Source organism: Corynebacterium falsenii (genome assembly GCF_020099275.1).
GTDB lineage: Bacteria > Actinomycetota > Actinomycetes > Mycobacteriales > Mycobacteriaceae > Corynebacterium > Corynebacterium falsenii.
This window is the reverse complement of the sequence record NZ_CP083646.1, coordinates 2,249,758-2,273,876: the sequence shown is the minus strand read 5'-3', so window position 1 is coordinate 2,273,876 and position 24,119 is coordinate 2,249,758. Positions and strand designations below refer to the sequence as shown.

Genomic DNA, 24,119 nt, shown 5'->3' with positions numbered 1-24,119 from the left:
ATAGCGGTATGGTCTCGATGGGTGGGAGGCATAGAGAAAGGTGCTCCTGGCCTGGGATGATACGGGGTGTTGAAGCTCGTAGCCATCCACTGGAAGGAGCACCTTTCAAGTGTCCCACCCTACCTTGTTCTTCTACCCCCGCCCGCGCGTGGACATCGCCCCGGTTCCAGCGGTCTCGCATGCTGGTGCGGTGCTGCTGACCGACGCGATCCACGCCACCGGCCTCGCCTCTTCGCTGCGGGAAGCACTGGCTCCGTGGACGAAGCCGCTGGCCGAGCACCACGCGGCGAAGGTCCTGCTGGACCTCGCACTCACTCTCGCAATCGGCGGGGAGCATGCTTCGGATACTGATCTGCTGCGTTGCGAGCCGGGCCTGTTCGGTAATGTCGCCTCGGCCCCGACGATCTCCCGCACGCTCACCACCCTCGCCCAGGACGCGCCCACCGTGATCGAGGCGATCTCGAAAGCCCGCCGGGCCGCGCGTGAACAGGCCTGGGCCCTGGCCGGAGACCATTCTCCGACTGTGGGGGCGAGCGTGAAGAGCCCGCTGGTCATCGACCTCGACGCCACCCTGATCACCGCCCACAGTGAGAAGGAGCAGGCCGCACCGACGTTCAAACGCGGCTTCGGATACCACCCGTTGTGTGCGTTCCTTGACCACGGCAGCGACGGGACCGGGGAACCACTGGCGATCCAGCTGCGCCCCGGCAACGCCGGCTCGAACACGGCCGCTGATCACATCACCGTCACCCGTGACGCTCTGGCCCAGCTGCCTGCGGGCCTGCTGGCTCGGGGTGGTCGGGGATCGAAGAAGATCTTGATCCGCACCGACGGGGCCGGCGGCACCAAAGACTTCCTGGCCTGGCTCCAGCGGCAGCGTCTGGCCTACTCGGTCGGGTTCACCCTGCCTGCGAACGCGCCTGACCTACTGGAACGTATCGACGAGGCAAAGGCGTGGACCCCCGCCTACGACAGCGAGGACGAGGGGATCCGCGAGGGGACATGGGTGGCGGAGCTGACCGAGCTGCTGGATCTTCAGGGTTGGCCGCCCGGGATGCGGGTGATCGTGCGGAAGGAACGTCCTCATCCTGGGGCGCAGCTGCGGATCACCGATCACGAGGGGATGCGCATCACCGCGTTCGCCACCAACTCCCCGCGCGGCCAGCTTCCCGTCCTGGAACTGCGGCACCGTCGCCGTGCACGCTGCGAAGACCGGATCCGTAACGCCAAGGACATGGGCCTTGAGAAGTTCCCGCTGCAGGGCTTCGCGCAGAACCAGATCTGGTGCCAGATCATCCAACTCGCCTCCGAGCTCGTCGCCTGGATGCAAACCATCGCCTTCACCAGGCACGACGCGAGGAAATGGGAACCCAAACGGCTCCGCGCGCGGTTGTTCGAGATCCCCGCGACCCTCGTGCGCCGCGCCCGGCACAAGGTCCTCCACCTCGCCGAACATGCACCCGAAGCCGTGAGGGGCCTGACCGGCGTCAACCGGCTCCGCACCACCGTCGCACAGACCTAACCCGGCGAGACCACCCGCCCCTACGACCAGCAGCTCCTCTTCTCGGGAGTGGAACCCGACCGCCTGCAACGGACACTGCGACGATCTGTCATACCCGAATGCCAGAATCAGCAGCTCAACACCGGCAACGACGCCGACCCACCCCGCTCACCAGCCCCATGAAACATCGAGGTTAATGGCGCTGACCTTCGCTTTTAACCGGCCCCTGCGGAACCTCCGCAGGAGCCGACTGCCTCCCTAACGGAACCCAGGGCGCTTCACCAGCGCGTTGGTTCCAGCACCGAGGTCGTGGCCGGGGCAAGCAGTGCCCGGAGCTGCCGACGCTGAGCGACCGAGCAGTGTTTGACTTGCGCAGGTGGAACCCGTATCCTCGAAGTAACACGACAGGCTCGCTTCTCTAGATGAGACGCGGGCCTGTTCTCTTTCTACCCCCGGGTGCCGGGGACACCAGGACGATGCGCACGTGACGACCCCGAACAGCACCTACGCCAAGCCGTTCCTCACGGTCCCCGAGCAGATCCGCCGGCTGCGCGGGCGCGGCATGGACTGCGGAGACAACGCCTACGCGGCCGAGGTCCTGCAGCGATACGGCTACTACCGGCTCTCGGGTTACTGGCACCTCTACCGTGACCGGCCCGCTCCTCCTGCGCCCCGGTTCGACGAAGAGGACCGCGAGATCCGCCTGGACACGTTCGTGCCCGGGACCGGCCTCGCGCACGTGGTCTCGCTGTACGAGTTCGACCACGAGCTGCGCATGCGCCTCGGCGACGTCCTCGGTACCGTCGAGACGGCCTTCCGGTTCTTCATCGGCCACCGGCTCGGCAGGATCGACGCGTTCGCGCACAGGCACCCCTGGGCGCTCGGCGCGACGAGGCAGGAAGATCCCGGCGCGCCGCCCGAGCCGACCGCCGCCTACCGCGAGTGGCTCGAGGAGTACGACCGGCACGAGCAGCGCGCCCGGGGCGACTTCGTCGTACATTTCCGCCAGCAGTACGGTCCGCACCTGCCCATCTGGGTCGCGACAGAAGTGATGTCCTTCGGAGTGCTGAGCAGCCTCTACGACCTGATGCTGCAGCCCGACCAGGAGATCCTCGCGGCACGGTTCCAGGTCCGCACCGCCGACGGCCACGGAGATCGCGGCGCTCTCGGGAACTGGCTCAACAACCTCAGGAACGTGCGGAACATCTGCGCCCACTACGGCCGTGTGTGGAACCGCGCGTTCGATGTGCTCATCGACGCGCCGGGGCAGGCTCGAAAGGACGCCGACGACCTGCTCGCGTCGCTCGCGGAAGAAGGGACGAACAACAGGCTCTACGGAGTGCTGCTCGTATTGCGCCACCTCCTGCTGAGCATCGCGCCGGAGAAGGGCGACGTCGTGGACCTGGCCGACTTCGTCGAAGAGAAGTCCCGCACCGTCGGCTTCGGCATGGAGCAGCTCGGATTCCCCGACAGTTGGAGGAGCAGCCCGATCTGGGATCGGGCCTTCGCGCTCGACCGCTCACCGATGATGGCCGCGAGCCTGCTCGACCGAGCCGAGTGCATGACCGCCGCCGAGACCCGCGCATCGCTGACGGGGGCGGAAGTGATCGACGCGGAGCGGACACGTACCCCGGCGCAGGCGGCGCGCGCGAAGAAGGCCGCCCAGCGCAGCCTGCTGCGGACCTACCTCAAGCACAACGTCGTGATCGAGGTCGAGCTCGGAGGGACAAAGTTCTATCCGGCCTTCCAGTTCCGCGACGGGAAGATCATCGACGCGCTTGCCGAGATCAACCAGGCGCTCGCCCGGTCCTGCGGAGGCTCGGATCCGACCGACGTCGCCAGGGCGCTACTGGACTGGTGGCAGACGCCGCACCCGGACCTGCCCCATGGCGCGGATGGCTCGGACCGATCACCCCTCGAGCTGCTGAGCTCGGCCACCGAGGAGGAGTTCGCCGCGGCGATCGACGAGGCGGACGCCATACGCAGCTTCGTCGTGCCGCACGACCTTGACCGGGGCAATGCGTGCGAGTAACGCTACGTGTCGGAGTGCCGGGGCACGAAGACCCATCCGCGAGCTGACTCGCGTCGAGGTGGAGGAAGGCGCTGGCCGAGGTCAAGGACAGTCGTACGGCGACCTCGAGGCTATCGACGTCGGCTTCGCGCCCGAGTGCGTGGCCGGCACATCAGGTGACAGTCTTCAGACGTTCGCTAACTGCGGCGACGTGGTGGAGTTCCGTTTCAATAACTAGTGAGATTCGTTGATGATTCTTGTCGAGTGTTGAGTCAGGACTAGTGCCCGGCGCTTTTGCAAGGGACCTACCCCCGTAGTTGTGCATCGTCCGTCGTGCGCCGCTCCGCGGTGGGGAGGAGCCCGATGGGGCGCGGGATTATGCCCATGGAGACGTAGGTCGTGTCCGCCTCGGGGTGATGCGCCGCTAGTTCGGCTCGCTTCCACGACAGAACGAGGAGCCGGCGCAACGATCGACGTGGACGACGGCTCCGCCCAAGGGGACTGCTGGACGATCAGGCAACAACTTCAAATTCGTGCCACTAGGCGCCCCCGAACTGTATAGAGTGACGCCTACCGGGAGGGAGATTCGAGTGTCGGAAAGCGGACCAGAGAAGAGACTGAAGTTCTTCGGCCTCAGCGACTACGGAACCTTCTGGCAGGCCGACCGCCTCCTAGAGCTCGTCCGTGAATTCGATGCTACTCGTGGCGATCAAGGCATAAACGACATCGTTGAGTTGCATCATCTCGCGTTGTTCCTAGAACACAAAGTTCTCCCGAAGGACCTGGCCGAAGCAGAGCGAGACGCGCCTCTGGCGCACCTCCCCGAGATCCGGAAAGTCATCGGCAGGTTTTTCGGCAAAGTGACTGACGCCACCTTCTCAACGCTCGTTCAGGACGTTGACTTTCAGTACCGCACAGACGTCCTCGATCTCCTCGGAAAGAACAAGGTCTTCGAGCGCTGCATTGACTCGATCGTGCTTGCTGCACTTCAAGAGCAGAGTTTCCACCCGCACGATCTGCTCTCATGCCAGGCACTCGTGCGTGCCTACGACCAGGAGATTCGGGCCCTGCTACTCGCTGGGCCGCGCAATGCTGAGCTGCTTGCGCGGAAGTTCCTCCAGTCCGAGGGGCGGGATCCAATCCATCTTCCGAAGAGCTTCACTCCCGCGGATCAGCGTGGCCTGTTTGACCGCTACCTCGATGAGGAAGAGCCCAACCTCAACTTCGTCATGCTGATCGCATCCGCACGAGCTGACAAGAACACCGGCGTCGATGCACGACTGAAGCTAAAGGCTCGTCGCAAGGCAGATGCGCTCACGAAGAAGATGTTCGAGTCCACGGAGGGGATCAAGACCGGCTGCGAAGTGGGCATCTCGGCCGATCAGGTCGAAGAGGTCGTCCAGTCTTTGGACGGCATGGTTGGCAAGTACTCCTACAGTCGAACCTGGCTCACGGAGAACCTCGACTACCCGACTATCCTGAATAACTTCGTTCACCTGTTCCAGTTCGCCAACGACCACATGCTCCTGGAACTCCCTTCCTACGGAGCGCAACTTGGCGTCTTCGAGCGGTTCATGGGTACGCCGGGCAAGGGCGACTACCGGACGGGGGCGGCGTTCAGGCTCCAGGACCAGGCGTCCTTGCTCCAGACCTTGATGTACGAGCGCTTCCTCAGCTCCGAAGGTATAGAGCTCGAGTCGGTCATCGCTTGGTTCTTCACGGACTACCTTGAGCAGGAGTTCGGTGCCAAGGGGCTGAAGTACCGCGCCTCCAGCCCGACCGCTACCTACCTTGAGAAGAGCCGCCATCTGTTCTCAGAGATGGAGAGCGTCCTCAAGCAGTTCACGCTGCATGTCGACTACGGCGAGGTTGGCCCGGAGCTGCTGACAATCACATCGGAGCAGCTTTCCTACGGCGACATCCCGAGTCAGGTTGTGGATAAGTACGCCTACGTTGCCAACAACGCAGACATCCAAGGAATTCAGCACCTGCTCTTCTCGGACCAATCCGGATTGGTGCACATCAGCAGCGATCTGGAGGCAGAGAGCTTTCTGCACTTGGTCATCGCCAATGACATCGCCTACGACCAGTTCCACGAGTACCAACAGCGCAACATCGACTTCCTGGTCGAGAAGGGCATCCTGACCGGAGATCGTGACCGAATTGCGTTTGCAAGCGCGCCACAATTGCATGTGCTCAAGGAACTCTGGGAGTGCGAGGTGACGAGCTGTCTCCATCACTCGGCGGCCGGCCAGAAAGCCATTGACGAGATGGTGAGCGCCGGATGGCTGACGCATCGATCAACGCTGCTCAGCGCCGCGGAGGTCAGCTACTTCAACTACTTCCTTAACGATAAGGAGTTCAGCAACGGACCTAGCCTGCGCAACCGCTACCTCCATGGATCACAGGCAGACGGTGACGACGACCGCGTTCACCGCCACACGTATCTAACAGCGCTCCGCCTACTCGTTGCGCTGATCATCAAGATCAACGATGACTTCTGCCTGACGGATAACGCCGTGCTCGCGAAGGAATAGGGGCCGACCGCTGGCATGGTCGAGCCCTCTTCAGATCCCTAGTATGTGGCGTCTCAGCCGGGTTCCCTGCCGCCGTGATGGCGCGCTACCGCCTTCGTGGCGTCCTGCAGGCTGACCCACGTCGAGGGTGAGCCTGTGTCCCCTGATCAGTAGCGAGCAGTGACCGTGGGGGGGGGGGAGGGCGCACGTGAACCCCGTGTTCAGATGTACCTATGTGCCGGAACTCGGTGGAGTTCCGCTTTTCGATCTAACCTCTGAAGCTGCAACTCCTCTTGATCGAGGCTCTTCAGGGTGGCCTGCGCGAGGTCGGCCAGCGGCACGTCGGCGATTCGAGATGTTGATCAGACGCACGATGACGACGGCCGTAGGCTTGGGGGCATGCCAGAAGTCGCGATCGAGATCGTTGCGCACGAGGAACTGACGTCCAGTGACCTCGAGGGGTTGCGTCGACTCTTCGATGCCGAGTACCTGGATGACTTCGGTGAGTGGGACCCCGATATGCCGTACGGGTATGCGCCTCACGCCGTTCATGTCATTGCACGGAGAGGCGGGGGGATCGTCGGGCATGTTGGTTGGGCGAGGCGGACGATAGCCGTCGGCGGTGATGAGATCGAGATTGGCGGTGTCGGGGGAGTACTGATCTCTGATGTTGTGAGGGGTGAGCGCGTCGGGGGTCGGCTCATGGGCGCTGCTGCGGAGTCGATGAAGGTAGCCAATGGCGTCGCATTCGGGTATCTCGGCTGTCGTGAAGAGGTGGTCTCGTTCTACGCCTCGTGCGGCTGGACTCGGATCTCTGCTGCGGAGCGTTCGATCGATACGTCAGGCCGACCTCGCGAAGACCCGCCGGGGCAGCCGTTGCTGATCCTGCCGGTTGAGGATGAGATCGCCGATTGGCCGGTGGGTGCGGTCGACCTGCGCGGTCGGGCCTGGTAATCGGTCGTAAAAGGTTGGTCTGTGCCGGAACTCGGTCGAGTTCAAGTTTAATGTAACCTGACAGGTGAAAAACAAAACCCCCGGTGACCGTGCAGGTCACCGGGGTTTTGTCGTTATGAGCCGGGCGATATCGGCGTGCGGCTGACGTAGAGGCCGCACCAAAAGTCACGTCGTCATGATCGAGGTCGTCGACGGCGATAGCTTCGGCATCGAGGTCGATGATTATGCCGGCCAGATCGTCGCTGAGATCGTCGACGTGCGGGGCGAGGCGGCGCGCTAGGACAAGAAGGACGTCGATCAGGGTGTCGATGGCGAGATCGGCGATGACGAGGTGACCGTCGGCGACGCGGCGGATGCGGCTGTCCACGTCGGCGACGGGGGCGGTGAGCCGGAGGCTGCGGCAACGGCCGGCGGTGTCGGCGGCCATGAGGGCGGGGGTTTCGAGGGTCATGGCGGGGTGCTCCTTAGAGGGCGCGGAACACAAAAATTCCGCCGTCGTCGCAGGTAGCGGTGATGTAATCGTGGGCGAGGTCGTCGGCGAAGCTGTCGTAGTCGAAGTAGCGCCGGGCCGTTTCGCTGGCGCCGTCGAGGATCCCCGTTTCGTCGACGTGATTGTCGGCGAACTCCCGGAAATGGGTCCATTCGCCGCAGTAGCGTTCTTGGAAATCGTCGACGGTGGGGAGGTCGTCGGCGTCGACGACGTGCGCGCCGGTACCCGTCCACGCCAGAAAGGCTGGCCGCTGCCATGTGTCGACTTCTGCGATGCGGGCACCCCATGCCGCGGCGCGGGCCGGATCCATTTCTCCGCGTTCAGGTATATTTTCATGATCGAAAACCCATAGTTCTTCGCAACCGCGTGCGGTTATATCGATGCCGCTGCCCGCGTGCAGGCCCGCGACGGTGACGTCTGCGGCCTCGGTGGCCGAGTACCAGTCACCGATGAGATCGCCCGCGTTGTAGCAGCTCAGACAGCCGATCCATGCTCGAGCTTCGATGTCCGGGCGGTACAAGGATGTACTCACGATCTTCCTCCTTCATGCGCCGCCTTAATCGAACTGGTGGTCGATGATGATTAGCGGCAATCCCGGACCCGGGCGCGGCCCCTGCCGCGCCGGCGGTGCGCGATGACGCGCAGGAGGGCGGGTTGCAGCGGCGGGACCCTGGGGTGATGGTCACTACGGCGCCACTCGAGTAGCCACTGGAAAGTGCGGTTCAGCGCTGGAAGTGAGGCCCGGAGGCTTGCGGGGGGTGGCCCGGATTCTGGGGGGATTGAAATCGGCAATCTCCCCGCCGCCCCGGCGCTCTGACCTGCGGCAACAGTGCCGCTGGGGGATTGGGGGGATTGGGGGATGTTTTGAAATTTTACGCGCGTGCGCGCGAAGCGCCTTCGCGTGCGCGTACGTGCGCGCACGCACGCATACATGTGGGAGGTGAGCGTTTAATCCCCCCGATCCCCCCGGTGCCTGAGTTTCGAGGTGAAAGCCCAGGTGGGGCGTGGTTTTCGCCTGGGGGGTTGCCGATTTCAATCCCCCCAGCATCCCCCCAGGCGGGATTCAACCCCCCGGCCCCCGGATTTTGCCGTTGGTTGACCATCTATTACGGCGTGTGTAAAATAAGGTGTAGAGTGAGGCTCCGCTATTGCAAGGGGCTTCGCCGGGTATTACACCTCGTGCGCCTGCCCGGTTAACGCGACCCCGGGAGGGTGGGGACTAAGGGCCCCCGCTGGTAGCGACAGAAGGCACGTACAAAAGACAAGACGGCGGCCAGGTAGGGAGACCCTCTCCCGTAAAGCAGACACGCACCCACACGGGGCCTGGAGAGAAACCGGCAACAAGCGGCCCGCCCTGGGAGAATCCAGCATGTCTAGGACTCCTGATGTCTTCTTCTCGCGTTGTTTCCTCTCCGACGCGCGCTTCCGATGACGAGCTCTTCGCGCGCGAGGCCGCTGCTTACGTCGGCCACACCTATGAATCTTTGGCCGCACTGCGTCATCGCGGCACGGGCCCCCGCGTCTACCGGTACGACGGGCGCAGTCCCGTGTACCGCCGGGCTGACCTCGACCGATGGCTTGCGGCCACGGACTCGGCTCTGACGCCCGAGATCGAGGCTTTCGCGCGCCGCGCGGCGGCCGAGGCGCCTCCGATGACCGCGGCCCAGGCCGCGGCCGTCGCCCGGATCTTCCGTGGGGGCGCGGCGTCATGACCGAAAAAAAGAGCCCCGCTGCGGCTAACGGCGAGGCCCCTTCGAACGAGATCGTTCCTAGTCTGGGACAGATTTTACCGCATGGCGGTGCCCGGGGGCAACTGCTCCCCGCGCACGTCGATGAGCTGCGCGCGTCGGCAATTCCGCTGGAGGTGGCCGTGCGGCACGGCGTCTACAGTGCGGAGACCGTTGACGACCTGCCCGAGTGGGGCCGGTGGATCGGTGAGCGCGATGGCGCGCTGCCGGCCCTGGTCTATCCGATGACGGAGTGCGACGGCACGGTGACCGGCCAGGTGAAGCCGCATCCGGGGTCGGTAAAGGACAGGACCGGCCGCGAGCTGAAGTATGTCGGGCCGTCGAAACGGAGTTCCGGGGCACAGCCTCCGCAGCTCCCTGTGGTCCGAGAAGTCGACGACGCGGACACCGTGCTCATGGTCGAGGGCGTCAAGCAGGCGCTCGCGGCCGACGCATGGGCCGCCGATGACCTTGCCGTTTACCGGATTGCGGGCATCTGGGCGTGGAAAGCGGACGGTTCTCCGACGCCTCATCTGGCCGCTGCTGTGGCCGGGCGCCGTGTCGTCATCGTCGGCGACGCCGACGCCGCGACCAACGCCGCCGTCTACGACGGTCTGACCGCGCTGGGCAAGGCGGCTGGTGCCGCCGGCGCGACGTCTGTGGCGTTCGCGTGTGTGCCCGGCGCCGGCAAGGACGGTCTCGACGACGTCCTGGCAGGCCAGGTTGATGATGATGCCCGTCGCGCGCTGATGGCGGAGCTGGTGGCGGGTGCCGCGCACAAGCCCGCTGATCTTTCCGCGGCGGCGTTGAAGGAGCTGCGCGCGGAGCAGCGGCGCAAGGATGCGCGGCGGGCCATTCGCGAATCTGCAGGTGATCGGGTGGATGTCGAGTTGGTCGGCGATCACCAAGTCGACTGCATGGCCGTCGCAGATCTCGTTGTGGCCCGTGTGGGTGGCCGGAAACTCTTCGTCCGTGGAGGTGGGCTCGTGGAGAGGGTTTCGGTCGGAACCGAGGTGGCGTTGTCCGAGGTCGACGGGGATGACCTTCACCGCGTGGCGCTCGGCGTGGTACGGCTGATCGGCACTGATCGCGAGGGGAACCTTGTTGTGGTGCCGGGCCTTAAGCGTGATGCGGTGGGTATTGTCCGCGGTCACGTGCGCCGCCGTTTGCCTGAGGTCGTCCGCGTGTCGACTGCGCCAGTCGTGCGAGAGGATGGTTCGATCGTCACGCGAGACGGGTTCGATGAGGCCACCGGTGTTTTCGTCGATCTCGCGGATGACGTGCGGAACCTCGTGGTGCCCGAGCATCCGTCCGATGCGCAGATCGAAGATGCGGCGCGTCTCCTGCGTGACGGGCTTTTCGAGGTCGACGGCACGGACGGTTTCGACGGCTGGGTTTTCGCCTCCGAGGCCGATCGCACCCACGCGATCGCGTTCTTACTGACGTGCTTGACGCGCTCGGCGATGCCGTCGGCCCCGATGATGGTGCTTGATGGTCTTCAGCGCGGCGTGGGAAAGGGAGCGTTGATCCAGACGGTCCATCGGGTGGCGTACGGCGGTCCCGCGACCGTGATGGCGGCGCCGGCGACCAACGCGGAGCTCGAAAAGCGGGTCACGGCTGAGCTGATGGCCGGGCGCTCGCTCATCGTCCTCGATGAGGTCATGGATGGTTCGACGTGCAAGCTGCGGTCGCCCGCGCTTACCGCGGCGCTCACGACGCCGGTTTGGGGCGGTCGGCGACTGGGCAGGTCCGAGGCCGTCGGTCTCCGGCAGGATTCCGTGTGGGCGGCGACGGGTAATAACGTCGACATCCCCGGTGACATGGTGCGGAGGATCTTGCCGATCCGTCTGTCCAGTGACCGTGAAGATCTGGACATCCGGGACAATTTTCGGCATGACCTGGACCGCTGGGTGGGTGAGCATCGCGCGGACCTCCTTGCTGCGGCGCTGACCTTGGTGCGTGCCTGGTACGACCGCGGGCAGCCCGGTCACCCGCGTCGGTTTGGTTTCGTCGGATTCACCGAGTGGCAGCGCGTCATCGGCGGGATCTGTCACATGGCGGGCCTCACCGGGTTTTTGGACGGCGTTCTGGAGGTGCGGCGCACGGCCGACTCTGAGGCCGTGGACTGGGCCGATCATCTCGTCTGGCTTGAGGGAGCTGCGGCCGGTCTGCAGACGGCGCCGCGGTTCACCGCACGTGACGTGCTGGCCGCGGCGAAGGCTGATCCCGATGCCGATGCTCCGTACGGGGCGTCCTGGGAGGATCTCGACTCCAGGAAATTGGGGCGCCTGTGGAAGGGGGTCGCGGGCAGGTGGTTCGACGGTCGGCGGATCGTTGCCGACGGCAAGGCTCACGGCAATGTCGCCGCGTGGCGCGTGGAGTCCCGGGTGCCGGTGCCGGTGTCGGCCCCCGCGGTCCCCACGGAACACATGCAGGTCAAGGGTCGTGACGGCCACGTGGAGACCCATGTCCGGGTGATGCCGGAGATCGAGGGCGAGTCGATCGCGTCGATGGGCGGTGATCGCGATGCGTAGGCGGGGTGTCCTGTACTTCGACTTGGAGACGGCCGACGCGGACCGCCTGCACGACTACGGTGAGGGCTTCGTGCGGCTGGCGGCATGGGCCTGGGACGACGGGCCGGTGACGGTCACCGACGACGTGGACGCGCTGGTAGCGGAGATCGACCGTGCGGCCGTGGTCGTCGGCCATAACGTGCTCGCGTTCGATCTGCCGGCGCTGGAGCGCTGCCACGGTCTTGATGTCGACGCGCTGGTCGAGGCGGATCGGGTGGTGGACACGCTCTTGGTGGCTCGCCAGAATGACCCGCCGCGCGCCGGCGGCGTGGATCGCGGCCGCTACCGGCTCAGCGAGCTTGGAAAGCGCCTAGTCGGTGCCGACAAGCTGGGCGCCGATGCCGGCGGATCGGCGCTCAAAAAGCTCGCCGATCGCCACGGTGGCTACGACCGCATCCCCGTCGACGACTCGACGTATCGCGCGTATGCCGCCCAGGACGTCGAGCTGACCCGTGCGGTCGCCGCGTGCCTGCGCGTCGACGCCTACTGCCGTCGCGAGATGCGCGTCATGTGGCGTCTGGGCGTTATCGAGCGGCACGGGGTGCGCGTGGCCGTCGATGTCGCGCGCGACAGGATTGCAGCTCAGGAGGTCCGCCGTGGGGTCGCGATGCGTCGGCCGGCGGATCTGACGGGCATGCCGCTGGAGGGGAAAGCCCCTCACGCGACGGCCGCCGGGAAGACCGCGATTGAGGCGGCCATGGTCGCGTGCGGGGTGAATCCGCCGCGGACGCCCAAGGGCGCCCTGGCGACGAACCGGGACGCGCTGGCGGAGCTTGCCGCCGCCCATCCCGACAACGGGGCGCTGGCGGAGCTCGTCGATGCATTGGGCACAGTGACCGGCGAGCGAGGTTTCGCCGAAACGGTGATGAAGCACGTGACCAGCGACGGTCGCGTGCATCCGCGCGTATCGGCGGAGCAGGCCACTGGCCGTATTTCGGTGACGCGGCCCGGGCTGACCACCAGCGGGAAGCGCGATCGCAAGGCGCTGATGGAGCGGGCCCTCCTCCTGCCGGACGATGACGATCACGTGCTGATCGCCGCCGATCTGTCGCAGATCGACGCCCGCGCGATGGCGTTGCTGAGTGGTGATCCTGCCTACATCGCGGCCTTCGACGACGGCAAGGACTTCCACTCTGCAATGGCCGAAGCGATCTTCGGCACGGACGGCTGGGACGGTGTTGGTCGGCATCCGCGCAGGTCGGATGCAAAACCGGTGACGCACGGGTCCTCCTACGGAATGGGGCCTGCGGGGCTGGCGCGGTCGGCGGGCATCCCCGAGGATGAGGCCGCCGCACTGCTGGCCCGTCTCGACCAGCAGTTCCCGCAGCTCGCGGCGTATAAGGCATGGATCCGGGAGGAGGCGCGACAGCAGATCCTCCGCACGCCCATTTGGCCGGACGATGCGGATTGAGCCCGGACGGGAGTGGACGCAGGCGCCCGCGGCGATGGGCCAGGGAACCGCGCGTGATCTGATGATGGAGGGCGTGCTGCGACTTCCCGGCTGGCTCGCCGACGGGCTGCGCCTTGTCGTCCACGACGAGATTTTCGTCAGCGTGCCGCGTGCCCGCGCCGACGAGGCTCGGGAGGTTCTGCTCGATGCACTCGAGCTCGGTGGCTGTGCGGCGACCTTGGGCGAGGCTTCGATCTACATCCGCGCCGACGTGTCGCCGCCGGGGCGGGATTGGCTCGATTGCTACCGCGAGGAAGTCCCGCAGTGGCCGGAAGTCGCGCATGAGCACCGCCGGCTGCCGTCCTGTACGGATCCGGCCTGCGCATGGCACAACTCCGGAGGTGCACCATGAGCGCCACCCCGATCCCCGCGCGTGGTCCGCCCCGGCGGCTGTTGCAGGAGAGACAAGAGACATTGCGCCGAACTTGATCGGCGATGCGGTGAAGAAGATGAAGACGAAGACGTCGGGAGATAAGACCAATGGCTAAGAAGATGACCAAGCGGGAGCGGATCGAGCAGAAGATCGCTGACGGTCTCTCGCGGCTCGATGCGGAAATCGAGATCGCGAAGGAGGACGCGGCCGAGAGGATCGCTCGGCTGGAGCGGCGGCAGGCGCGCGAGCGTGCTCGGATCGAGGCTCGCGCCGTCGAGATCATCCGGCGGGATTTTGCGGACGCGTGGACGCATGCGGAAGACGCAGCTCGGGCGGAGCTCGATGCGGAGCGCGCGAAGCGGTCGGAGGCGCGCCGCCGGGCGGCGGAGTCCTCGAGGACGGATGAGCCGCAGCTGGCGATCGGCGACGGTCACGGTGGCGGTGATCAGCCGTGACGTCGGCGACCGGAATTTCCGGCGGGCTTTGCCCGGGTGACACCGCTCTGCGGTGTCGTCGGGAGGGGTCCCGGGGAGGGCGCAAGCCCTCCCCGGCAAGCAACAGATTTCCGACGAGCGCCAGCTATGTCGGACAATCTGTCTGCTTGCGACCCTTCCCGGAGAGCATCAGGTGTGACGTCAGCGCCGACGAAGGAGGCGGTGATGGCACAGGCGAACCGGGATCGGCGAAGGCCGTCGCTTGATGCCCGCTTCACGGCGAGATTCGGCGAAGCCGAACTCGCGGCGATGTCGGCGGCGATCGCGCCAGCGATCGACAGCGGCCCTGCGGGCCGCTCAGCGGAGCTCGCAGAGCTCCGTACCGAGGTCAACCACGTCGGAGTGAATCTGAATCAGGTCGTGCGAGAATTCAATGCGGGCCGTCTCAGCGGTCGCGATTTTCGTGAGCACGAGGATCTGATGGCGGCGCTCGGCGAGGTGGCGTCGGTGATGCGGGACGTCCGGGAGCATCTCGGAGGTAGGTCGCGATGAGCGTCACTCACATCAGGAAGATCGCGCATACGAGGTCGGCGGTCGAGTACGAGGTGCTCGGCGGCAAAGGGACACGGCAGCGGCGGGAAAACATCGCTGCCGGGACCGACCGCATCGCCGCGATCACCTGCGACCGGGCGACCGCCGATGAGTTCGTCGATCATGCTGAATTGATGGCGGCGGCGCACGGTCGCAAGGTCGAGACACTGAGCTTGATCCAGTCTTTTCCAGCCGGCGACTTCGATGTCGGCAATCGAGATGACATTCAGGCGATCAATGACCTCGGGTACATGCTGGCGAAAAGGTTGTACCCCGATTCCGACGCACTGGTGATTACTCATTTGGACGGCGCCGGCGGGCACCCGCACAACCACATCAAAGTGATCAATCACGATAAAAAGACCGGCAAAGTCCCCACCAACACGCTGCACTGGCAGGTAGCGAAGGCAAACGACTTGCTGATGCGAGAGCACAGCCTCCGCGTCACGGAGCGCGGTAAGCGCAGGGAACAGTCGACGTGGGAACACCGCCGTGACGGCGCGGCGGTGACCGCTTTCGAGCAGCGGCTCGGCGATCAGATCGAGGAGATCCTGGCCGACGAGACGACGAGCGCGGCGATCTTCAAGGAGCGGCTCGCGGAGCGCGGTATCGAGTTGGTGGAGAAGCGACACACGATTAAAGCATCGGCCGACGGGAAGTCGCCTGAACGCGAGTCGGTCGGGTGGACGTACAAGATGCGCGACGAGACCGGCGACAAGCCCCGCATACGCCGCCGCAAGGCGAGTGTGCTGAGCGACGAATGGTGCTGTTGCAAAGTTGGGTCAGGGTCGAAAAGCCCAACCTCAAGACATTAGTTGTCCTTGCTCCGGGGTGCTTAAGCCGTCTCGAAGACCCGGTTGACGATCACCGCGTCTGGGTTCGGTTGCCCGTAGGCAAACACCGTGCCTTGCTCTTTCCGCAATGAGTGCATCGCCTCCATCCCTTTCAACGTCCGATATGCAGATGTCCGGTTCTTAAACGCGCCTTTCGGCCCGAGGATCCGCTTCAGCCGACCATGGTCGCCTTCCAGGATGTTGTTGAGGTATTTCACCTGCCGGTGTTCCACTGTTGGCGGGCAGATTCCCTCCGCCTTCAACTCGGATATTGCCTTGGCCAGAGCTGGTGCCTTGTCGGTGTTGATGACCCGCGGGGATCCGGCTGTCGTATTCGATCGCAGCGTCTTGGCCAGGAAACGCTTCGCTGCGGCCACGTTCCGCTTCGGAGAGAGGTAAAAGTCCAGGGTCTGGCCACCGGCGGTGATTGCCCGATAGAGGTAGCACCACCTGCCGCCGACCCGGATATAGGTCTCATCCACCCGCCAGGAACTGGCCTGCCAGTCAGGTACCTGCCGGTACCACCGTGTTTGCTTGTCCAGCTCAGGGGCGTATTTCTGGACCCAGCGGTAGATCGTGGTGTGATCGACCGGCACGACCCGCTTGGTCATCATTTCCTCCAGATCGCGGTAGCTCACTCCGTAGCGGCAGTACCACCGCACTGCCCACAGAATGATGTCACGGGGGAAATGACGACCGGAGAAGATACCCATGGCTGTGATTATTTCACGTCGCTCTTCCTACTGCCCCAATGAAGTGCCCCAGGTTTTGTTCCGTCTGAGTAGATGGGAAAATCTGGAATATGCCAAAGAAATTTGGCCAGGATGCGAAGGATCGCGTAGTCCGTCTCGTAGAAGACCGCATTCTGGCAGAGAACCTTTCGATGTATGCCGCGTGCCAGGCTGTGGCACCGAAGTTGGGCGTGTCATGGCACACAGCCCGGCAATGGACACAGGCCGCTCGCCGCGAAAGCCGAGTTGCTGAGCCTTTGCCCGTAGACCTCGTTGCAGAGGTAGCCAAGTTGCGCCGTGAGAATCAAGAGCTTCGCGACACCAACGAGTTATTGAAAGCCGCATCGGCTTTTTTCGCGTCAGAACTCGACCCACAACGTCGGAAATGATCCAGTTCATCGATGAACACCGGGATCGTTTCACAGTCGAGTTCATCTGCCAGACGTTGAAGAGCAATCGCGAAGGAGGCTTCATTACCTCTCGTGGGTACCGCCAATCCAAAGCTCGAGGGCTGAAGTGCCCGCAGTCTTCGCGACGCTGCATTGCTCGAACATATAAGTACTGTTCATAGCGCCAATTACGGAGTCTACGGCGTTCGCAAGATGTGGCATGCTCTCCGTCGAGACGGCATCGATATTGGGCGTGAGCAGACCGCGCGTCTGATGCGCCTTGCTGGCGTTACCGGCAAGGGGAAAGGCCGGTCTCCTGTGACGACTCGCAAGCCCAAAGGTCCGGATCCGCGTCCAGACCTAGTCAGGCGAGACTTCAAGGCTCAGCAACCGCAAAAGTTGTGGGTAGCTGACATTACTTATGTGCGTACCCGGAAAGGCTTTGTGTACACGGCGTTCGTGACAGACGCGTTCTCCCGACGGATCGTCGGGTGGGCGCTATCGGATTCGATGCGTACCGAGGCGTTGCCGCTGCAAGCGCTCAACCAGGCGATCATCAGCGCAAAGGAAACCTCAAGCCTGATCCACCACTCTGACCACGGTTCGCAATACGTGAGCATTGTCTACAACGAGCGACTTGCGGAATATGGGATTACTGCTTCTACCGGCACGGTGGGCGATTCTTATGACAATGCGCTGGCAGAAAATGTTAGCGGTTCCTACAAGAACGAGCTGATTCATACCCGCACGTGGTGCGATGTGGTGGACGTGGAGATCGCCACCTTCGAGTGGGTTACCCGGTGGAACGAGTCACGGCTCCATCAGTCCTTGGGATACCGCACGCCAGCTGAGGTTGAATCAGAGTTTTGGAGCCACAACCCTGCCCAAGGAATAATGGAAAGTAGGGCAAATGCCTAGGAACAAAACCTAGGGCACTTCACAGGCACAGATTCAACAACCACACAAACACAAAAAGGGAAGACACTAAAGCCGCGCGGAAACAGGCTCAGAAACACAACACCGTCGGGCCGACGTTCGCCCCTCGTGGCAACAGTTCAGCAACAGCTGTATAGTTCAGTGCATGCTGACTATTTCTTCGCGCTTGGACGTGATGAACAGATTGGGTCGGGCGATGGCCGATCCCACCCGATCCCGTATTCTCCTGACCCTGCTGGGCGGCCCGGCCTACCCGGCCGCTCTCGCCCGGGAGCTGGAACTGACGCGGTCAAATGTGTCGAACCACCTCACTTGCCTACGGGACTGCGGAATTGTGGTCGCCGAACCGCAGGGGCGGAAGACCCGCTACGAGATCGTCGACGCCCATCTTGTCCAGGCGCTGAACTCACTGCTGGATACCACTCTGGCTGCCGACGAGAATGCCCCATGTATTGACTCGGCATGTGACGTGCCCGGGTGCGCCACCGGAGAGGGGAACAGGTAAGTGGTAACTGGTCTCCTGGGGGCGGTTGGTCTGTTTATCGCCACCAATATCGACGACATCATCGTGCTCTCGCTGTTCTTCGCCCGCGGGGCCGGTCAAGCAGGGACCACACTTCGGATCCTGGCCGGGCAGTACCTTGGTTTCGCGGGCATCCTCGCAGCCACGATCCTGGTCACCCTAGGGGCGGATGCCTTCCTGCCCACCGAGGCGATCCCCTACTTCGGGTTGATCCCCCTGGCCCTGGGGCTTTGGGCGGCCTGGCAAGCCTGGCAGGGAGACGATGACGACGACGATGACGCGAAAGTCAGCGGAAAGAACGTAAGCGCCTTGATCGTCGCCGGGGTGACCTTTGCCAACGGTGGCGACAATATCGGCGTCTATGTCCCGGTTTTTCTCAACGTGGATACCGCTACCGTTATCATCTACTGCGTCGTCTTTCTGATCCTGGTGGCAGGCCTGGTCCTGTTGGCGAAGTTCGTGGCCACCCGTCCACCGATCGCGGAGGTTCTCGAACGCTGGGAGCATGTGCTGTTCCCGATCGTTTTGATTGGCCTGGGCATCTTCATCCTCGTCAGCGGCGGCGCCTTCGGCCTTTAATAAGCTCATCCCCCGTGCCTCCTTTGGACTGGATGATGGAGACGATATGCGGCATAAGCCCCGCTTAAAGCGGGGCGTGATCAAGACCTGGGAGAGACTTGTGCGTACATGTACGCCTATGCGTATGCCCGCCCGCGGTGCGTTGGACGCGGAGAGGTAGGGCTCAGGCCACGGCCATGTAGAAAACACTCCCTAGGGCCCCGTCGGGATGCGAGACCCCGGCCGCGACGTGGGCAACCCGCCCACCGTGTTTTCAGTACAGTCGGACTCAACCAACCAAACAGTGGCGCCGTTTCAGCTGAGGCGGCCGCCCTGGCGAGGAGGACACATGAAAGCATTGACCTGGCAGGCGTCAAATACGGTGAGCGTGGAGGAGGTCCCGGACCCACAGATCCAGGAACCCACCGATGCGGTCATCCGGGTCACCTCGACCGCCATCTGCGGATCTGACCTTCACCTCTATGAGGTGCTGACTCCGTTCATGGACGAGGGCGACATCATCGGCCATGAGCCCATGGGCATCGTCGAGGAGGTCGGCTCAGCCGTCACCCACATCAAGCCGGGGGATCGGGTGGTCATCCCCTTCAACGTTTCCTGCGGGCATTGCTTCATGTGTCGCCAGGGCCTGCAGTCGCAGTGTGAAACCACCCAGGTCCGCGAATACGGCACCGGCGCGCAGTTCCTCGGTTACTCGCGGCTTTACGGCTCGGTGCCCGGCGGACAGGCGGAGTACTTGCGCGTGCCGCACGCGGACTACGGGGCGATCAAGGTTCCCACCGTCGGTGAAGACGAGCGCTACCTGTTTCTTTCCGACGTCGTGCCCACCGCCTGGCAGGCCGTGGACTACGCGGCGGTCCCCGACGGCGGCTCGCTGGCGGTGCTGGGCCTGGGCCCGATCGGCCAGATGAGCGCCCGGATCGGCAAGCACCTGGGATACCGGGTGATCGCGACGGATGCAGTGCCCGAGCGTCGCGCCATGGCCGAGCGTTACGGCATTGAAACGCTGGATTCCTCCGAGGACGGCGTGGCGGAGCAGCTCAAGGATCTGACCGACGGGCGTGGCCCGAACTCGGTGGTCGACGCCGTCGGCATGGAAGCGCACGGTTCGCCGGTAGCCAGCGCGGCCCAGGCAGCCGTCGGCAAACTGCCGTCGCCGCTGGGGCGCGCAGCAATGGGCAGGGCCGGGGTAGACCGGATGAGCGCGTTGTACACCGCCATCGACTCCGTTCGCCGTGGCGGGACGATCTCGATCAGCGGCGTATACGGCGGCATGAAGGACCCGATGCCGATGCTGACGATGTTCGACAAGCAAATCCAGCTGCGTATGGGCCAGTGCAATGTGCGCTCCTGGACCGAGACGCTGCTGCCGCTGGTGGACGATCCGTCCGATCCGCTGGGCGTGCTCGACCTCAAAACGCACACCGCGTCGTTGGAGGAGGCGCCGGCGATGTACGAGAAGTTCCAGAAGAAGGAGGACGGCTGCATCAAGGTGGTGCTCAAGCCGTAGTCCGGTCACGCAATTGACCTCGGACCCCGTCGAGGATCAGGGTCAACCTCTTTTCGGTGGACCCCTGTGGAGACGGAGTGGATAGCGCGGTTTGGGTTAGGGCGTGGCCCCTAAAACACGCAGCCAAGTCCAGACCATTTGCCAGGGGCCGAACTGCTCGCAGGGCAGCTTCATCGGCTGTTCCGACGGTTGACCTCAATAGCTGCGATCGTCTTGCAAAGCTCATTCGTTCAAATGGGGAGTCTGGTGTGAAGCTGCGTCCGACTGTTGACACTCAGTGGTTCGACAAGTTTGAGTAGCTACCGTTGAGCGCCAGGGCGTTGCACTGTAGTTAGTTCGTGGCTAACTCTGGGGGTCTCTACCTCTGCAACAGAGCCCGCCCCTCGGCTAATAGCACACACGCACGCGTGTGTGCTTGAAGAAGTCTCACACTCACTGACCCACTGTATTCAACTTCTACGTACCAGAGCTCGGAGAAAATCAGCCCCAGTCTTCCAGCAGACTCTTGAGTGATCTCAGCAGGCACCATGGTGCCCCTGTAAGAGTGGGTTTCTCTAAAAGCTAACTGCCCAAAAGAGGGGCAGGGGAACCGTGTATTGCTTACGGTATTGCACCCCCTAGCTCTCGGGAATCTCCTCTAGTTTCTTGAGTGCGGACATGTGATAGGCCACTGTTCTACGTGAAGCGTTCACTTCAGCTGCGATCTCCTTCCAGGTAGGAACGAGACCCGTCTCTATGTATTATTGGTCGTTGACATACTGAGAGATACGGGAACGGGTGGAACGTCCTCTAGCTTTCTTCCGCTGTTGCGTCTTTCGTAACTTCTCTAGTTCCTTTTGGGCGTACTCGCTGTCCCGATCGTTCCATCGTTCTGCGGCTTTTTGCCCGCCCTTACGTCCCATCGTGGCTAGCGCTTTGCGCTCACGGGCGTTCACGCCGTCTGCAGCACCGCTAAAGGCGGACGCCCCAGACGAGCGGTTGTTAGACATCACGTAGCCACGTACGCGGCGTGCCATAGTCACACGATCACGCTGCGGCGGCATCTCAGGCTCACGGTTATCCGCGCCAACGGCCTGGGCGATGTTGTAGGCACGTTCATAAGCATCGATGATCTTCGCGTCCGTCATCCGCTCCCCTGCCTCCCGGAGTCGATGACCGGCGGCGAGCGCGTGCCGGAATGCGGTCTCGTCTCGCGCTGCGCGCCCCTCGGAGATCCACAACACCTTCACGCCGTCGATACGGTCGCCGTCGAGCGCATCCGCGCTAGGAAGATCTGATTTCAGCGAGTCCAGGAGCGCATGGGCTTGTTGAGCTTGTTCACGCCGTGTGCGGACAGCCTCGATCAGCTCACGTCCGCTAGAGAAGTTTTGCTTCTTTGTCTCGGTGGTGTGGGCTGGTTGTCCGGTCATGGTTCTCACCTCGTCGCGCAGGTGGGCGAGTCGATCGACTCTGTGGTGTTGTACATGCCAACGATATGCCGTGGGATCGTCGCCTGTATAAAACGGCGAGCGGGAGAGCCTGTGAGAGAAAGAAGGGTCACCACCGAGTAGTTCAGCCAGAATGGTCATCACCACCCTCAAGAGACGCGCGTTAGAGGCATCTCCCCTCTCGTCGGTATAGACGGGGTCAATCATCCAGATCAGTTGGCACTTACCGTTCATCGGGTTTACCCCGATCCAGGCGGGCCCTGCATTGCCAGCAGCGAGGACAGACAGTTTCTGGCGAGCCATCTCGTCGATGCAGTTGATGGTTCCACCGTGGTGTCCTCGGCGGTCAATATCAATGACCAGGACGGCGGAGCGTTGCTTGTGCGCTAGTGCGACGTATTGGCAGCGTCTGAGAGCCGCTGTTTCGACGCGGTAGAGCTTGGGGACGGTGTGACCGTTTTTGTCTTTGCGCCAGGCAGCTTTGAAATCACGGGTGGGGCTTCCCTGCAAGGTTTTGCGCCCGAGGTGGTCAATGAGTTGTTGGCGATCTTGTTCGGTGACGCCGAATGAGCCGAGCGTGGTGGGTGTGGCACCCAGGGTGTGGGTGATCAGCTGGGCTGCGTCCCAGTGGGACTTTTTTGTGGGGCACGCTGTGAAGTGCCCCAGGTTTTGTTCCGTCTGAGTAGATGGGAAAATCTGGAATATGCCAAAGAAATTTGGCCAGGATGCGAAGGATCGCGTAGTCCGTCTCGTAGAAGACCGCATTCTGGCAGAGAACCTTTCGATGTATGCCGCGTGCCAGGCTGTGGCACCGAAGTTGGGCGTGTCATGGCACACAGCCCGGCAATGGACACAGGCCGCTCGCCGCGAAAGCCGAGTTGCTGAGCCTTTGCCCGTAGACCTCGTTGCAGAGGTAGCCAAGTTGCGCCGTGAGAATCAAGAGCTTCGCGACACCAACGAGTTATTGAAAGCCGCATCGGCTTTTTTCGCGTCAGAACTCGACCCACAACGTCGGAAATGATCCAGTTCATCGATGAACACCGGGATCGTTTCACAGTCGAGTTCATCTGCCAGACGTTGAAGAGCAATCGCGAAGGAGGCTTCATTACCTCTCGTGGGTACCGCCAATCCAAAGCTCGAGGGCTGAAGTGCCCGCAGTCTTCGCGACGCTGCATTGCTCGAACATATAAGTACTGTTCATAGCGCCAATTACGGAGTCTACGGCGTTCGCAAGATGTGGCATGCTCTCCGTCGAGACGGCATCGATATTGGGCGTGAGCAGACCGCGCGTCTGATGCGCCTTGCTGGCGTTACCGGCAAGGGGAAAGGCCGGTCTCCTGTGACGACTCGCAAGCCCAAAGGTCCGGATCCGCGTCCAGACCTAGTCAGGCGAGACTTCAAGGCTCAGCAACCGCAAAAGTTGTGGGTAGCTGACATTACTTATGTGCGTACCCGGAAAGGCTTTGTGTACACGGCGTTCGTGACAGACGCGTTCTCCCGACGGATCGTCGGGTGGGCGCTATCGGATTCGATGCGTACCGAGGCGTTGCCGCTGCAAGCGCTCAACCAGGCGATCATCAGCGCAAAGGAAACCTCAAGCCTGATCCACCACTCTGACCACGGTTCGCAATACGTGAGCATTGTCTACAACGAGCGACTTGCGGAATATGGGATTACTGCTTCTACCGGCACGGTGGGCGATTCTTATGACAATGCGCTGGCAGAAAATGTTAGCGGTTCCTACAAGAACGAGCTGATTCATACCCGCACGTGGTGCGATGTGGTGGACGTGGAGATCGCCACCTTCGAGTGGGTTACCCGGTGGAACGAGTCACGGCTCCATCAGTCCTTGGGATACCGCACGCCAGCTGAGGTTGAATCAGAGTTTTGGAGCCACAACCCTGCCCAAGGAATAATGGAAAGTAGGGCAAATGCCTAGGAACAAAACCTAGGGCACTTCAAAAGCACCCTGATGGTAAATATGTGCAGCGCCCGGAGGTGACGCCGAGTTTCGTCACAGAGGCGATTCTGCCGAAAGGGAAAGCAAGGGGCAAGCATAGAGCCTATCGGCGTTGAAGAAAGCGCAAGCGTTGTCTTTGCTCACAGAAATCTCGGACTGTATAGCTTCCCGATCTCCACACATCTCTCACTAAGCGTGCGCAGATTTACCACCGGCCGCATCTAGATAGCTGTACAACGTGGTCCGCCCCACCTTCAGACGTCGCGCAACTTCTGCTTTCGGCACACCAGCGTCCACCCACACGCGTGCCTGAAGAATCTGCTCATCAGTGAGCGCGCGAGCGCGACCCTTGTACACCCCGCGCTCTTTCGCCCGGGCGATTCCTTCTGCCTGACGCTCGCGAATGATCGAGCGTTCAAATTCCGCCACCGAACCCAACAACCCCAGCATCAGCTTGGCGATCGGGGTGGAGTCTTTCGAATAGATCTGCCCCTCTTTGAGGAACTTCACCGAGACCCCTTTGCTGACCAACTCGTCAACAATGGCGTACAGATCTGTCAGGGGTGTGTTCTCATTGCTGATTGCCATGTGTTACTGTGTCCTCAGTGAGTCGG

General features: G+C 63.0%; 22 protein-coding genes and 2 pseudogenes. 20 read left to right on the top strand and 4 right to left on the bottom strand.

The features are described 5' to 3' along the window. The first annotated feature begins 109 nt into the window (after nt 1-109). From LA343_RS09825 to LA343_RS09805, 5 genes are all read left to right on the top strand, one after another. Nucleotides 110-1,522 (top strand): IS1380 family transposase, encoded by a 1,413-nt coding sequence (locus LA343_RS09825; protein WP_025403155.1) that lies wholly within the window; start codon nt 110-112, stop codon nt 1,520-1,522. Nucleotides 1,523-1,985: 463 nt separating this feature from the next. Beyond that, nucleotides 1,986-3,533 (top strand): Abi family protein, encoded by a 1,548-nt coding sequence (locus tag LA343_RS09820; RefSeq protein ID WP_025403154.1) that lies wholly within the window; start codon nt 1,986-1,988, stop codon nt 3,531-3,533. Further along, on the top strand, nt 3,520-3,750 hold the full coding sequence (locus tag LA343_RS09815; RefSeq protein WP_144084502.1) for a hypothetical protein: 231 nt from the start codon (nt 3,520-3,522) through the stop codon (nt 3,748-3,750). The genes LA343_RS09820 and LA343_RS09815 overlap by 14 nt, the downstream gene beginning before the upstream one ends. Before the next feature lie 352 nt (nt 3,751-4,102). Then, nucleotides 4,103-6,049 (top strand): hypothetical protein, encoded by a 1,947-nt coding sequence (locus LA343_RS09810; protein ID WP_224209154.1) that lies wholly within the window; start codon nt 4,103-4,105, stop codon nt 6,047-6,049. Nucleotides 6,050-6,427: 378 nt separating this feature from the next. Beyond that, nucleotides 6,428-6,982: a GNAT family N-acetyltransferase gene (locus LA343_RS09805; RefSeq protein ID WP_025403152.1), complete on the top strand. Its 555-nt coding sequence runs from the start codon at nt 6,428-6,430 to the stop codon at nt 6,980-6,982. A 464-nt stretch (nt 6,983-7,446) separates the two neighbouring features. On the opposite strand, the gene LA343_RS09800 is transcribed toward LA343_RS09805, so the two are convergent. Next, nucleotides 7,447-8,004, bottom strand: coding sequence for an antirestriction protein ArdA (locus LA343_RS09800; protein WP_025403151.1), 558 nt, complete (start codon nt 8,002-8,004; stop codon nt 7,447-7,449). 853 nt (nt 8,005-8,857) lie between these two features. On the opposite strand from LA343_RS09800, the gene LA343_RS09795 reads away from it, so the two are divergent. The 8 genes from LA343_RS09795 to LA343_RS09760 all read left to right on the top strand — a co-directional run bounded on the left by LA343_RS09795 (nt 8,858) and on the right by LA343_RS09760 (nt 15,435). Next, a complete protein-coding gene (locus tag LA343_RS09795) occupies nt 8,858-9,184 on the top strand; it encodes a helix-turn-helix transcriptional regulator (protein ID WP_025403150.1) in 327 nt (108 codons plus the stop codon). Further along, on the top strand, nt 9,181-11,733 hold the full coding sequence (locus LA343_RS09790) for a hypothetical protein (protein WP_025403149.1): 2,553 nt from the start codon (nt 9,181-9,183) through the stop codon (nt 11,731-11,733). Before LA343_RS09795 ends, LA343_RS09790 begins: the two co-directional genes overlap by 4 nt. A gap of 22 nt (nt 11,734-11,755) precedes the next feature. Then, entirely contained in the window at nt 11,756-13,183 is a 1,428-nt protein-coding gene (locus tag LA343_RS09785; RefSeq protein ID WP_224209153.1) for a DNA polymerase, read from the top strand. 73 nt (nt 13,184-13,256) lie between these two features. Then, on the top strand, nt 13,257-13,574 hold the full coding sequence (locus LA343_RS09780) for a hypothetical protein (RefSeq protein ID WP_144084501.1): 318 nt from the start codon (nt 13,257-13,259) through the stop codon (nt 13,572-13,574). Next, the gene (locus tag LA343_RS09775) at nt 13,564-13,710 is read left to right on the top strand and encodes a hypothetical protein (RefSeq protein WP_224208505.1); all 147 of its coding nucleotides are present in this window, start codon (nt 13,564-13,566) and stop codon (nt 13,708-13,710) included. Before LA343_RS09780 ends, LA343_RS09775 begins: the two co-directional genes overlap by 11 nt. Beyond that, a complete protein-coding gene (locus LA343_RS09770) occupies nt 13,703-14,050 on the top strand; it encodes a hypothetical protein (RefSeq protein WP_025403146.1) in 348 nt (115 codons plus the stop codon). Before LA343_RS09775 ends, LA343_RS09770 begins: the two co-directional genes overlap by 8 nt. Before the next feature lie 204 nt (nt 14,051-14,254). Next, nucleotides 14,255-14,581, top strand: a complete 327-nt coding sequence (locus LA343_RS09765; protein ID WP_025403145.1) for a hypothetical protein — start codon at nt 14,255-14,257, stop codon at nt 14,579-14,581. After that, nucleotides 14,578-15,435 carry a relaxase/mobilization nuclease domain-containing protein gene (locus tag LA343_RS09760; RefSeq protein ID WP_025403144.1) on the top strand — a complete coding sequence of 286 codons (858 nt, stop codon included), beginning with the start codon at nt 14,578-14,580 and terminating at the stop codon, nt 15,433-15,435. The genes LA343_RS09765 and LA343_RS09760 overlap by 4 nt, the downstream gene beginning before the upstream one ends. 20 nt (nt 15,436-15,455) lie before the next feature. On the opposite strand, the gene LA343_RS09755 is transcribed toward LA343_RS09760, so the two are convergent. Next, on the bottom strand, nt 15,456-16,166 hold the full coding sequence (locus LA343_RS09755) for an IS6 family transposase (RefSeq protein ID WP_025403143.1): 711 nt from the start codon (nt 16,164-16,166) through the stop codon (nt 15,456-15,458). Between the two features lie 43 nt (nt 16,167-16,209). Here LA343_RS09755 and LA343_RS11875 point away from each other — a divergent pair. From LA343_RS11875 to LA343_RS09735, 5 genes and pseudogenes are all read left to right on the top strand, one after another. Continuing rightward, nucleotides 16,210-16,573 (top strand): annotated as a pseudogene (locus LA343_RS11875) (transposase). A 153-nt stretch (nt 16,574-16,726) separates the two neighbouring features. Continuing rightward, on the top strand, nt 16,727-17,491 hold the full coding sequence (locus LA343_RS11805) for an IS3 family transposase (RefSeq protein WP_317986388.1): 765 nt from the start codon (nt 16,727-16,729) through the stop codon (nt 17,489-17,491). A gap of 163 nt (nt 17,492-17,654) precedes the next feature. Further along, complete coding sequence (gene cmtR / locus LA343_RS09745; RefSeq protein ID WP_014307245.1) at nt 17,655-18,014, top strand: Cd(II)/Pb(II)-sensing metalloregulatory transcriptional regulator CmtR; 360 nt, start codon at nt 17,655-17,657, stop codon at nt 18,012-18,014. Further along, nucleotides 18,015-18,611, top strand: a complete 597-nt coding sequence (locus LA343_RS09740) for a cadmium resistance transporter (protein WP_025403141.1) — start codon at nt 18,015-18,017, stop codon at nt 18,609-18,611. Nucleotides 18,612-18,939: 328 nt separating this feature from the next. Next, nucleotides 18,940-20,118, top strand: a complete 1,179-nt coding sequence (locus tag LA343_RS09735) for a zinc-dependent alcohol dehydrogenase (protein WP_025403140.1) — start codon at nt 18,940-18,942, stop codon at nt 20,116-20,118. A gap of 740 nt (nt 20,119-20,858) precedes the next feature. Here LA343_RS09735 and LA343_RS09730 read toward each other — a convergent pair. After that, nucleotides 20,859-22,241 (bottom strand): replication initiation protein, encoded by a 1,383-nt coding sequence (locus tag LA343_RS09730; RefSeq protein ID WP_317986483.1) that lies wholly within the window; start codon nt 22,239-22,241, stop codon nt 20,859-20,861. Here LA343_RS09730 and LA343_RS11870 point away from each other — a divergent pair. After that, nucleotides 22,203-22,566, top strand: a pseudogene (locus tag LA343_RS11870) (transposase). The gene LA343_RS09730 and the pseudogene LA343_RS11870 overlap by 39 nt on opposite strands. Nucleotides 22,567-22,719: 153 nt before the next feature. Next, a complete protein-coding gene (locus LA343_RS11795) occupies nt 22,720-23,484 on the top strand; it encodes an IS3 family transposase (protein WP_317986388.1) in 765 nt (254 codons plus the stop codon). Between the two features lie 210 nt (nt 23,485-23,694). Here LA343_RS11795 and LA343_RS09720 read toward each other — a convergent pair whose 3' ends face one another. Beyond that, nucleotides 23,695-24,093 (bottom strand): recombinase family protein, encoded by a 399-nt coding sequence (locus LA343_RS09720; RefSeq protein ID WP_081737340.1) that lies wholly within the window; start codon nt 24,091-24,093, stop codon nt 23,695-23,697. Between the last annotated feature and the right edge of the window lie 26 nt (nt 24,094-24,119).